This is a genomic window from Thalassospira sp. A40-3 (genome assembly GCF_015871485.1).
Taxonomy (GTDB): Bacteria; Pseudomonadota; Alphaproteobacteria; order Rhodospirillales; family Thalassospiraceae; genus Thalassospira; species Thalassospira tepidiphila.
Window position 1 is genome coordinate 4,328,074 of sequence record NZ_CP065428.1, and the last position, 12,147, is coordinate 4,340,220.

12 protein-coding genes are annotated in these 12,147 nt (G+C 55.9%); 11 read left to right on the top strand and 1 reads right to left on the bottom strand.

Annotation, left to right across the window (positions count from 1 at the left end; all coding sequences use genetic code 11):
• Positions 1-196: 196 nt before the first annotated feature.
• From aroA to IT893_RS20080, 8 genes are all read left to right on the top strand, one after another.
• Positions 197-1,540 (top strand): 3-phosphoshikimate 1-carboxyvinyltransferase, encoded by a 1,344-nt coding sequence (gene aroA, locus IT893_RS20045; RefSeq protein WP_197146422.1) that lies wholly within the window; start codon positions 197-199, stop codon positions 1,538-1,540.
• Positions 1,541-1,614: 74 nt separating this feature from the next.
• A complete protein-coding gene (cmk, locus tag IT893_RS20050) occupies positions 1,615-2,259 on the top strand; it encodes a (d)CMP kinase (RefSeq protein WP_063085978.1) in 645 nt (214 codons plus the stop codon).
• A gap of 232 nt (positions 2,260-2,491) precedes the next feature.
• Positions 2,492-4,195 (top strand): 30S ribosomal protein S1, encoded by a 1,704-nt coding sequence (gene rpsA, locus IT893_RS20055; RefSeq protein ID WP_008888955.1) that lies wholly within the window; start codon positions 2,492-2,494, stop codon positions 4,193-4,195.
• A 355-nt stretch (positions 4,196-4,550) separates the two neighbouring features.
• A complete protein-coding gene (gene sppA / locus IT893_RS20060; protein ID WP_008888956.1) occupies positions 4,551-5,474 on the top strand; it encodes a signal peptide peptidase SppA in 924 nt (307 codons plus the stop codon).
• A gap of 71 nt (positions 5,475-5,545) precedes the next feature.
• Positions 5,546-5,821 (top strand): integration host factor subunit beta, encoded by a 276-nt coding sequence (ihfB, locus tag IT893_RS20065; protein WP_008888957.1) that lies wholly within the window; start codon positions 5,546-5,548, stop codon positions 5,819-5,821.
• 221 nt (positions 5,822-6,042) lie between these two features.
• Complete coding sequence (locus IT893_RS20070; protein ID WP_008888958.1) at positions 6,043-6,351, top strand: lipopolysaccharide assembly LapA domain-containing protein; 309 nt, start codon at positions 6,043-6,045, stop codon at positions 6,349-6,351.
• A 181-nt stretch (positions 6,352-6,532) separates the two neighbouring features.
• Positions 6,533-7,255, top strand: a complete 723-nt coding sequence (gene pyrF / locus IT893_RS20075) for an orotidine-5'-phosphate decarboxylase (RefSeq protein ID WP_120224633.1) — start codon at positions 6,533-6,535, stop codon at positions 7,253-7,255.
• Between the two features lie 249 nt (positions 7,256-7,504).
• Positions 7,505-8,713, top strand: a complete 1,209-nt coding sequence (locus IT893_RS20080; RefSeq protein ID WP_008888960.1) for an MFS transporter — start codon at positions 7,505-7,507, stop codon at positions 8,711-8,713.
• A gap of 67 nt (positions 8,714-8,780) precedes the next feature.
• On the opposite strand, the gene IT893_RS20085 is transcribed toward IT893_RS20080, so the two are convergent.
• The gene (locus tag IT893_RS20085) at positions 8,781-9,584 is read right to left on the bottom strand and encodes a TSUP family transporter (RefSeq protein ID WP_064780340.1); all 804 of its coding nucleotides are present in this window, start codon (positions 9,582-9,584) and stop codon (positions 8,781-8,783) included.
• 175 nt (positions 9,585-9,759) lie between these two features.
• Here IT893_RS20085 and mutM point away from each other — a divergent pair, with 175 nt between their 5' ends.
• The 3 genes from mutM to rpsT all read left to right on the top strand — a co-directional run bounded on the left by mutM (position 9,760) and on the right by rpsT (position 11,999).
• Positions 9,760-10,599: a bifunctional DNA-formamidopyrimidine glycosylase/DNA-(apurinic or apyrimidinic site) lyase gene (gene mutM, locus IT893_RS20090; RefSeq protein WP_008888962.1), complete on the top strand. Its 840-nt coding sequence runs from the start codon at positions 9,760-9,762 to the stop codon at positions 10,597-10,599.
• A gap of 186 nt (positions 10,600-10,785) precedes the next feature.
• On the top strand, positions 10,786-11,562 hold the full coding sequence (locus IT893_RS20095; protein WP_063085970.1) for an enoyl-CoA hydratase: 777 nt from the start codon (positions 10,786-10,788) through the stop codon (positions 11,560-11,562).
• Between the two features lie 176 nt (positions 11,563-11,738).
• On the top strand, positions 11,739-11,999 hold the full coding sequence (rpsT, locus tag IT893_RS20100) for a 30S ribosomal protein S20 (protein WP_008888964.1): 261 nt from the start codon (positions 11,739-11,741) through the stop codon (positions 11,997-11,999).
• Positions 12,000-12,147 lie beyond the last annotated feature (148 nt).

A 12,147-nucleotide genomic window follows, 5' to 3' on the forward strand; every position in this document is an offset into this window, starting at 1 on the left:
GACAAATCTGCCGCACATTCGTGCAATTTCCTACACCGAATTTCGGGTTCGATACTGGTGCCTGCCAACCGCTTGTGCTAGAGCATTGGTCCCCTGATTGAAAGGCCCTCGCGCGCCTGAAAACATGGCCGCAGCGCAGTGCAATTTCAATCAGCCTTTTGTTGATGATAAAACAGTGACTGGCAGGTACGAGCCCATGAGTTCTTCGCAAACCAAACGTCCGCTTTCCTCGGCCAAGGCCGGGCCGCTTTCGGGCGATATCCGGGTTCCGGGTGACAAGTCTATTTCTCATCGCTCCCTGATGTTTGGTGGTCTGGCAATCGGTACAACCAAGGTTACCGGCCTTCTGGAAGGCGAAGACGTTCTGGCAACGGCGGACGCCATGCGCAAACTGGGTGCAACCGTCACCCGCGATGACGACGGCACCTGGCATGTCACCGGGGTTGGGGTTGGTGCCCTTCGTGAACCCGATAGCGTGATTGATATGGGCAATGCCGGCACCGGTATTCGCCTGATGGCGGGCATCGTTGCCACCCATCCGATCACGACCTTCTTCACCGGCGACGCGTCACTGTGCAAACGTCCGATGGGCCGTGTTGCTGATCCGTTGTCCGAATTTGGCGCACAATTCATTACCCGTGATCGCGGTCGCCCGCCGATGGCGGTGATTGGCACCGATGAAGCCAAGCCGGTGACCTATACCCTGCCGATGGCATCGGCCCAGGTGAAATCGGCTGTGATGCTGGCCGGGTTGAACACGACGGGCACCACTACGGTGATCGAACCCAAACCGTCGCGCGATCATACCGAACGCATGCTGCGCCACTTCGGGGTCGAGGTCGATGTGAAGGTCAATGACGATGGTGGCCGCACCGTCAGCCTGACCGGCCCGGTCGAAATGAAGGCCGCCGATATTGTTGTGCCGACCGATCCGAGCTCGGCCGCCTTCCCTATGGTGGCGGCCCTGATCAATCCGGATTCCCGCGTCACTATTCGTGATGTCTGCCTGAACCCGCTGCGCACCGGCCTGATCACCACCCTGATTGAAATGGGCGGTGACATCACGATCACCAACGAGCGTGAAGAAGCCGGTGAAACCATCGGTGATCTGGTGGTGACCGGCAAGAACCGCCTGAAGGGCATTGTCGTCCCGGCCGAACGCGCCCCATCCATGATCGATGAATACCCGGTTCTGGCTGTGGCCGCGGCCTATGCCGAGGGTGAAACGCGCATGTGTGATCTTGAAGAATTGCGCGTGAAGGAATCGGATCGTCTGGCGGCGGTGGCGGCTGGTCTTGAAGCCAATGGCGTCATTCACCGGATCGAAGGCGATGATCTGATTGTCACTGGCGGTGTGGTGCCGGGCGGTGGCATGGTGGAAACCCATCTTGATCACCGTATTGCAATGTCGTTCCTGGTTTTGGGGCTTGGCGCGGAAAAGCCGGTTGCGGTCGATGATGCCAACCCGATTGCCACGAGCTTCCCGAACTTCGAAACCCTGATGGCGGATATGGGCGCGAAATTTGCGCTTCATTCCTGATCGGGCCCACCAATATATAAGTCACCATTCGGGACTTATGGATGCACCAGATATAATCACAGGGAGTGACCCACATGATCATCGCCATTGATGGGCCGGCCGCGTCCGGCAAGGGGACCTTGGCACGTCGAGTCGCAGAAGCAATGGACTATGCCTATCTCGATACCGGCCTGCTGTATCGTGCGACCGGTGCGAAAGTTCTGGCCGAAAATGGCGACCCTGCTGATGAAGCCGCCGCCGTGGCTGCGGCCGAAAATCTGAGCGCGTCCGATCTCGAAGGTGAGGCCCTTCGCAGCGAGGAAGTCGGGACCGCGGCCTCAAAAGTTGCAGCGATTCCAAGGGTTCGCGAGGTGTTGCTTGATTTTCAGCGCACCCTTGCCACCACCCCGCCGGGCGGCAAACGTGGTGCCGTATTGGATGGTCGCGACATCGGAACGGTCGTCTGTCCGGAAGCACCGATCAAGTTTTATCTGACAGCCAGTGTCGAAGAACGTGCAAACCGTCGGTTCAAACAGTTGCAGGAAAAAAATCCCGCTGCTATATACGAGCGCGTTCTTAAAGAGCTTGAAGAACGGGATGCCCGAGACAGTGCTCGCGATGTCGCACCGCTCAAGATGGCAGATGACGCAATCCATATTGATACGGACCGTCTGAATGCCAACGCAGTGTTCGATGCCGTCATGGCACATATCCATACCCATATGGGTGCGGATGACTGATCAAAAGGCGTTTTAACCGTCAGGCGTTGAACGATCCCGAGGTACCGGTCCTTTGGCCTGTTCCTAAGGTGAACGACTTGTGCGTTCACCTTTTCGTGTATGGAAGGTTCGCCTTCACATGCGTTCGGGTTTGAACACTGAATGACAAATCGCCGCGATTTTGCGGCAAAGACCACCGGACACAACCGGTTGGCCAGAATATAGTGACGATACTCGAAAGGAAGTCTGGTTTATGACCACCGCTGAAGAAGCACAATTCTCGACTGGCGAAGATTTTGCCGCCCTGCTGGCTGAAACCCTTGGTTCTGAAGACGAAGGTTTTGTTGGCCGCGTAATGACCGGTTCGGTCGTTAAAAAAACTGACGATGATGCCATCGTCGATGTCGGCCTGAAATCCGAAGGCCGCGTTCCGCTTAAAGAATTTGGCGCAGGCGAAGTAAACATTGGCGATACCGTTGATGTTTATGTCGACCGCTATGAAAACAAGGATGGCCTGATCGTCCTGTCGCGCGAAAAAGCGCGCCGCGAAGAAGCTTGGGTTGAGCTGGAAAAACAGTTCTCCGAAGGCAAACGCGTCGACGGCACCATCTTTGGTCGTGTTAAAGGCGGCTTCACCGTTGACCTGTCGGGCGCAGTTGCGTTCCTTCCGGGTTCCCAGGTTGATATCCGTCCGGTTCGTGACGTCACCCCGCTGATGAACAACCCGCAGCCGTTCCAGATCCTGAAAATGGATCGTTCGCGCGGCAACATCGTTGTTTCGCGTCGTGCCGTTCTCGAAGAGACCCGTGCAGAACAGCGTGCTGAATTGATCCAGAACCTTCAGGAAGGTCAGATCCTTGACGGCGTCGTCAAAAACATCACCGATTACGGCGCATTCGTCGATCTCGGTGGCGTTGATGGCCTGCTGCACGTTACCGACATTGCTTGGAAACGTATCAACCATCCGTCCGAAGCACTCCAGATCGGCCAGACTGTTAAAGTCCAGGTTATCCGCTTCAACAGCGAAACCCAGCGTATCTCGCTTGGCATGAAGCAGCTTGAAGCTGATCCGTGGGAAGGTGTCGAAGCCAAATACCCGGTCGGTTCGAAATTCGAAGGTCGGGTCACCAACATCACTGATTACGGCGCATTCGTCGAACTCGAAGCTGGTGTCGAAGGCCTGGTCCACGTTTCCGAAATGTCCTGGACCAAGAAAAACATCCACCCGGGCAAAATCGTTTCGACCTCGCAGGAAGTCGAAGTCATGGTGCTCGACGTCGATGCCCAGAAACGCCGTATCTCGCTTGGTCTCAAGCAGTGCACCTCGAACCCGTGGGATGCCTTCCTGGCAGCTCATCCGGTCGAGTCCGAGATCGAAGGCGAAGTCAAGAACATCACCGAGTTCGGTCTGTTCATTGGCCTCATGGGCGGTATCGACGGTATGGCTCACCTCTCGGACCTGTCATGGGACCGCGCTGGTGAAGAAGTCATCAAAGAATACAAAAAAGGCGACATCGTCAAAGCCAAGGTTCTTGACGTTGACGTTGAAAAAGAACGCATCTCGCTCGGCATCAAACAGCTGTCTGGTGATCCGTTCAAAGACGCCGTTGTCGGCATCAAACGTGGCGACGCTGTAACCTGTGAAGTTACCGAAGTTAACGACGGTGGCATCGAGGTTTCGGTTGGCGACACCGAACTCAAAGGCTTCATCCGTAAAGCTGAGCTGGCGCGTGAGCGTTCTGAACAGCGTCCGGAACGCTTTGCAGTTGGTGAAAAAGTCGACGCACGCGTTACTGCAATCGACTCCAAAACCCGCAAGGTTTCCCTCTCTGTCAAAGCTCTTGAAGTTGCTGACGAGAAGAAAGCAATGGCGGATTACGGTTCGGCAGACAGCGGCGCATCGCTCGGCGACATCCTCGGCGAAGCTCTGCGCAAGAAACAGGAAGGCGGCGAATAAGCCACCCTCCGACGAATACGCACTGCAGTCTTGCAGAACGAAAAGACGGGTCGCGCATTGCGCGGCCCGTTTTCTTTTGTCCGGATTCTATATCTGGCAAATTGATGCGCGGTGGGTGGCCGATATATCCGCCTAATGTCCGGTGGCCTGTAAAGGGTGCCAAATTGTATATCATCTGCTTTTTGCGGCTGAATTTTAGCCCGACTCTGCCGATATCGGCATTTTTCGCGAAAATTTTGATTTTAAACGCTTTTTGTTCTTGCCTTCCGGGTCGATAAAAACCATTTGAAGAGACGGGTTTGAGCGATCACACTCGTCTAAGTATTTGATTGAACAATTGGAAACGGACACGCCGATGGCACTTGATGCCGATATCCTGCTGGATCGACGCCGCTTGAAAAAATCCATCTTTCGCTGGCGTGTGGTGGCGGTGATTGCCGTGATCGCGGTGATCGTGATCGGCTTGTCTGGCACGGGTGTTAAGGACAGTGTTCTGGGCGGACTGGGTCCGCGCATTGTTGAAGTCACCATCGAAGGTGTAATCACCGAAGACCCCTATCTTCTTGATGCGCTGAGCGCGATTGAAGAAGACAGCGACGTTGTCGGTGTTATTGTCCATATCAACAGCCCGGGTGGCACCATGGTTGGTGGTGAAACGCTGTTTGAGGCGCTGCGTCGTATTGGCGAAACCCGGCCAATCGTTGCCGAGATGGGGACTGTTGCGGCGTCCGGCGGTTACATGACCGCGATTGCCGCCGACCACATCATCGCCCGCCGTGGGACAATCACCGGCTCGATCGGGGTGATTTTCCAGTCGATGAATTTCAATGGAACGCTTGAAAAGCTTGGTGTTGAACCGCTGACGGTAAAAAGCGGTCCGCTGAAAGCTGCGCCCAATCCGTTCGAGCCCGTTGATGATGTTGCAAAATCGGCCATGCAGGGTCTGATTTCGGACATGTTTGACGTGTTTGTTGAAATGGTTGCGACCCGCCGCGATATGTCGGTCGAAACAGTTACGACTCTTGCCGATGGCCGCGTCTATACCGGACAGCAGGCTGTTGCCAACGGATTGATTGACGAAATTGGAGGCCGTCGTGAAGCCTTGCGCTGGCTCGAAGAGGAAGCCGGTATCACGACGGATGCACAGGTAGTGCCGCTTGAAATCGAATACCCGGAAGACGATTTGATGAGTGCTGTTCTTGAGGGAAGCCTTGGAAAAGTGCTGTCATCTGAGGGGCTTAAACTTGACGGTTTGCTGACGGTCTGGCAACCTGAGTGAGAGCTTATTTAAGACATAATCTAATCCGTGGTTGAGTGAGACTGTCAGCACCAACAGGATGGGGCCTGGAAATGACAAAATCTGAATTGATTGCCCGCCTTGCGGAGATGAACCCGCATCTCTATCAGCGCGACGTTGAACGGATTGTCGCCACGATCTTTGACGAGATCACAGACGCGCTTGCGCGCGGCGACCGGGTCGAGCTTCGCGGCTTTGGCGCATTTTCCGTAAAACAGCGTGAGGCCCGCGTCGGCCGTAACCCGCGTACCGGGGATGCGGTTCCTGTCGGTGAGAAAAAGGTTCCCTATTTCAAAACCGGCAAACAGCTTCGCGAACGTTTGAACTGATTCCTGCCTGATTTGTTTTGACCGGCAATCGGGCCTGCGCCACCCGCAGCCTGCCCGATACGACCAGCATGCAACACACAAAAACTGTGTGACTGTTGCCATGGCTTTTGTCCGGTTCTTGCCCCATACTGATCAGAACATTGATCAAACGAGACCTGCTGCCGGGTTTTGATCCATCCTGTTTTCGGGGTGGGACAGTCACCGGCACAAGGAGCTAGGTAATGCGCTTCCTTTACTGGATTATTTCCATCCCGCTTGCCGTATTGATTGCGGTGTTTGCAGTTTCCAACCGGGCATTGGTAACGATTTCGCTTTGGCCCCTGCCGTTTGAAATCGACTTGCCGCTGTTCCTGCCGATCATGGTTGCGTTGTTGATCGGGCTTGGCATCGGCTTTGCCTTTGAATGGTTACTGCAAGGCAAGCACCGCCGTGCCGCACGGCGCATGGATAGCGAACTCAAGCGCATCAAGACGGATGACACCACGCCATCCACCCCAAATACCGATCAAAAGGCCATCGGCCAAAGCTGATCAAGTCAAAGGGCTCCGTTTCGGGGCCCTTTTGCTTTTTGCTGCATGGCGCCAATGTCTGTTCGAAAGCCGATTTGACATTGGCCTTTGTGGCCAAATCGGCTAAGCCATGTCCGGTCCGCTATGAAATTTGCTGCGAAAAGCTGGGCCATGACCCAATTCCAGCCCGCCGGAGGACCCCGTGACCCAGACCCTTGCCGCCAAAGACCGCATCTATTGCGCGATTGATACCACCGATCTTGATCATGCAATCAATCTGGCATCGAAGCTGTCGGGTGTTATCGGTGGTGCCAAACTTGGCAAGGAATTCTTCGCAGCCCACGGGCCACAAGGGGTCCGGGCGGTTGCCAAAACCGGCATGCCGATCTTCCTTGATGTCAAATATCACGATATCCCCAACACGGTGGCCGGGGCCATTCGCGCTGTGACGCCATTGGGTGTCAGGATCGTCAATGTCCATGCCGCCGGTGGTTTGGAGATGATGAAACGTGCCGGTGATGCGGCGCGTGAAGCCGCCGACAAGGCTGGCGTCGACGTACCGTGGGTGATTGCCGTAACCATCCTGACCAGTATGGACCAGGGCGATCTTGATGATGTTGGCCTCAAGGGCCCGATCGAAGATCGCGTGGTCAAACTGGCGGAACTGACCCAAAAGGCGGGTCTTGACGGTGTTGTCTGTTCCGCCCAGGAAATCACCCCGGTGCGCAAGGCACTCGGCCCGGACTTCAAGCTGATCACACCGGGTATTCGCCCAAGCTGGGCGGCAAGTGACGATCAGAAACGCATCGTTACCCCGGCCGATGCCGTCGCCATGGGAAGTGACGTTCTGGTGATTGGTCGCCCGATCACCAAGGCCGAAGATCCGGTTGCTGCGGCGCAAAAAATCGTCGCCGAACTTTCCTGATCTAAGTTCCTCAATCTCTACCAGTGCTGCATCATGCCTGTGCCTTGCCGTAATCCGGGCAAGACAGGCTGCCATGCAAATTTCGCGATGGATTTGTTCAGCGCATTATCTCAGAATTGAATCGTTTCAAAATTTGCTGCATGATGCATATCTCGCAGTTGCACAAAACGTTGGCCGCGTCACCCGCGTCACCCGCGTCACCCGCGCCCCCCGCGTCACCTGCGCTAAAGTTGATCTGGATTTTCTGACATGACAGATACCGTCACCCGCCCCGGATTTTTCGGGAACCTGCCGATTCTGGCCCTCGCCCTTGCGTCATTCGGGATCGGCACCACCGAGTTTGTCATCATGGGGCTTCTGCCCGATGTGGCGCTTGATCTTGGTGTGAGCATTCCCGATGCCGGACTGCTGGTGACGGGCTATGCCCTTGGTGTCACTTTTGGCGCGCCGTTTTTGGCGATTGCCACCGCGCGCATGGACCGCCGGCGAGCATTGCTGCTGCTGATTTCGATCTTCATTCTCGGCAACTTCCTGTGTGCGATTGCCCCTGATTACTGGCTTTTGATGGCAGCCCGTGTGGTCACTGCATTTTGCCATGGTGCGTTCTTTGGGCTTGGCGCTGTTGTCGCCTCAAACCTTGTCGCGCCACATAAACGGGTTCAGGCGATTGCCCTGATGTTTTCCGGTCTGACGCTGGCCAATGTGCTGGGCGTGCCGTTTGGCACGGCCCTTGGTCAGGAACTTGGCTGGCGTTCGACCTTCTGGGCAGTGGTGGCGATTGGTGTTGTTGCCGCCAGCGCGCTTTATGTTGCCCTGCCGCGCCAGATTGCCGCATCGACGGGCAGTCTGTGGCTTGAAGCCAAGTCGCTTGGCAAAAAACAGGTCCTGCTGGCGATGCTGATTTCGGTTCTCGCCTCGGCCAGCTTGTTCAGCGTCTTTACCTATATCACTCCGATGTTGCAGGAAATCACCGGCATTACCCCGCGTCAGGTAACCTATGTGTTGCTTCTGTTCGGGGTTGGCTTGACGGTGGGCAATTATATCGGTGGGCGTTTAGGGGACTGGCGTTTGATGCCGGCCATCATCATGGCCTTTGCCTTGCTGATTGCGATTCTTGCCCTGTTTACCGAAACGCTGACGTCGGTCATTCCGGCCGTCGCAACCGTGATGCTGTGGGGCGTGGTGGCCTTTGCCCTGGTGTCCCCGCTTCAGATGCGCGTGGTGAACGAGGCATCCGATGCGCCCAACCTTGCCTCCACCCTTAATCAGGGTGCCTTTAACCTTGGCAATGCGGCGGGCGCGTGGTTTGGCGGTATTGCCATCACCCAGGGCGTTTCCTATCAGCATATCCCGTGGCTGGGAGCCGGAATTGCCGTTCTGGCCCTGTTGGCAACGGTCTGGAGCCATTTACTTGATCGCCGCGACGAAGTCCTTGTCGAAAACGGCGCCAGCGCCTGAGTAAAACAAAACCCGTCAGCCTGAAGCTTGACGGGTTTTTCTTTGTCCGGTCGATAAATGGTCGAGCTCAGCTTACCCAGTGGCGGATCTGATCCCAGCTTTGGCTGATGGTGGTCCCATACTGATCAATGATCAGCTTGATCGATATTGCGATTGATGTGACGACCAGAAGCGGCCTTACCAAACGTGCACCGACCTTCATCACCATATGTGATCCGATCTGTGCCCCGATCAATGCACCAACGGCCATCACCCCGCCAACAATCCAGACAACCTCACCCCCGGCGATAAACATCACCAAGGATGCAAAGTTCGAGGTGAAATTCAGAACCTTGGTATGGGCCGTGGCCTTGGTCATGTTGAAGCCGAGCAGGGCGACAAAGGCGATGGAAAAGAACGATCCGGTGCCCGGCCCAAAGAAGCCGTCATAAAACCCGATGCCAAACCCGGCGGTAAAGGCAAAGGTGGCTTTGCCAATCATCTGATGGGCGTCAATGTCACCCACACGCGGCGAAAACAGGAAATAAAGCGCAATCAGGATCAAAAGCCCCGGCAGGATGGTCATCAGAATACCGGGATCGAGCATTTGCACCAGAACCGTGCCGAGCGCCGATCCGGCAAAGGTCAGGACAATCGCCAAGACCATATCGCGCGGATCAACATGCCCCTTGCGAATGAAATTAAGCGACGCACTGAAACTGCCAAAACTGCCTTGCAACTTGTTGGTCGCCAATGCCTGGGCCGGGGTGACACCCGCCCACAACAGGGCCGGGATGGTAATCAACCCGCCGCCGCCCGCAATCGCATCGACAAAACCGGCAAGGGTGGCAACCGCAAACAGGATCATTAAAAGATCAAAACCAAATTCCATCTGGTCGCTTTCAAATTGGGGCGCGGACGCACAACTGGGGCCGATGCGGTCTGTCAAAACAGCGCACATCATATGGCTTTGCGGGCACGCGTCCAGTGGGATCGATTTCAGTCGTTGAATTGCGCGCAAGCCGTAGTCTAAAAGTCACACACCCTTGTTTATATGAGTTCCAGATATGCCCGAATTGCCAGAGGTCGAAACAGTCACCCGTGGTCTGACACCCGTCATGGAAGGACGGGTGGTCAATCATGTGGTACAGCGACGTGCGAACCTGCGCTTTCCCTTCCCGGAGGGTTTTGTTGATCGCATGGCCGGGCGCACCATCAATCAGCTGACCCGGCGGGCAAAATACATTCTGGGCTACCTTGATGACGGGCAGGTGCTGCTGATCCATCTTGGCATGTCTGGTCGCATGACCATTCACAATGATCCGACTGTCGAGGTGCCCGAAGCGGGCAAGCATGACCATGTCGATTTCGTCATGGCCGATGGGGCTGTGGTGCGGTTCAACGATCCGCGGCGCTTCGGTGTCATTACCCTGATCGCGGGCGACGAGGTCGCCAGTCACAAAATGCTGGCCGGTATCGGGCCTGAACCACTTGGCAATGCATTTAATGCCGATGTTCTGGCAGCGGGAATCGCCAAACGGGCAAGTCCGATCAAGACCGTATTACTGGATCAGAAACTGGTGGCTGGTCTTGGCAATATCTATGTCTGCGAAGCCCTATTTCGATCGGGCATCGCACCGGACCGTCTGGCAAAGGATCTAAAACCCGGCGAGATCGAACGGCTGTATCGTGAAATCCGTCTGGTGCTTGAAGATGCGATTGCTGCCGGTGGCTCAAGCCTTAAGGACTACCGCCAAAGCAATGGCGAGCTTGGCTATTTCCAGCACAATTTCCGCGTCTATGGCCGCGAGGGCGAAACCTGCATCGCCGATGGCTGCGATAGCACCATCGCGCGTATTGTTCAGGCCGGCCGGTCGACCTTCTTCTGCCCAACCTGCCAGAAATAAGATGGACTGTACCCGTCTCTGAAAGTCGGGGAAGGTATGGCGCCGATAACAGGTTCGGTTGCGGCCCGGGATCAAAATCGGTAAAACAGTATCAAATTATGGTTTCAGGCGAATCGGCCCGATAACCCCACAGCGACTCACACCCCGGAGTCCCGCGGGCCGAACAGCGATAAAAGGATCACTTGCATGTCTTATGAAAACATCATCGCCGAGAAAAAGGGCAATGTCGGCCTGATCACGCTGAACCGTCCCAAGGCGCTCAATGCGCTTTGTGACGCGCTGATCAAGGATATCGGTGCTGCCCTTGATGATTTCGAATCCGATGAAGACATCCGCGCCATCGTCATTACCGGGTCGGAACGGGCCTTTGCCGCCGGTGCCGACATCAAGGAAATGGCCGATTACGACTATATGGATGTCTATAAGAACGACTTCATCACCAAGGGCTGGACCCGCGTTGCAAGCTGCCGCAAGCCGACCATTGCCGCGGTCGCCGGATTCGCATTGGGCGGTGGCTGTGAAATGGCGATGATGTGCGACATCATGATTGCCGCCGACACCGCCAAGTTCGGTCAGCCGGAAATCACCATCGGCACCATTCCCGGTGCTGGCGGGACACAGCGCCTGACCCGTGCGGTTGGCAAGGCCAAGGCGATGGAAATGTGCCTGACCGGGCGCATGATGGATGCCGAAGAAGCCGAGCGTGCCGGACTGGTTGCGCGAATCGTTCCGGCCGACTCGCTGCTCGATGAAGCCATGCAACTGGCCGAAAAGATCGCTTCCTTCTCGGGCCCGGTATCGATGAAGGTCAAGGAATCGGTCAACAAGGCCTATGAGATGACCCTGACCGAAGGCCTGATGTTCGAACGTCGCGAATTCCATTCGACCTTCGCACTCGAAGATCGCGCCGAAGGCATGAAAGCCTTTGGCGAGAAACGTAAGCCCGCCTTCAAGCACCGCTGATTGCTAGGTGATCAGGGCAAGTTGACCTCTGATTCCATGCCTGCATATCTGCCTTGCGGCGCAAAAGAGTCCGAAGCCGCAGAAATTGGCGGCATCGGGGGTTGACGAGGGTTTCGGACAGAGCTATAAGCCGCGCTCCGAATTACGTAACATTTGTTTGAAGAGACAGGTTCGCAATGGCTCACCATAAATCGGCCAAGAAGCGCATTCGCCGCAACGCCGCACGTGCAGAAGTTAATGGTGCACGTATCGGTCGCATTCGTACCTTCGTTAAGAAGGTCGAGGCTGCGCTGAACACTGGCGATAAAGATGCTGCTCTGGCTGCGATGAAAATCGCTGAGCCGGAAATGGCGCGTGGCGCACAGCTTGGTGTTCTGCACAAGAACACCGTTGCTCGCAAGGTTTCGCGCCTGACCGCGCGTATCAAAGCGCTTTAATTTATCCCTTACGGGATGGCGAGTCGAAGGCCGCACCTCGGGTGCGGCCTTTTCGCTGCCCGGATTTCGCAGAATCACCTTTTGTTCCTTGGTTGCGCGGGTGCAAGAAACCGCAGAAAACAAGGGACGTTTTGGTTGCGAAATCCTT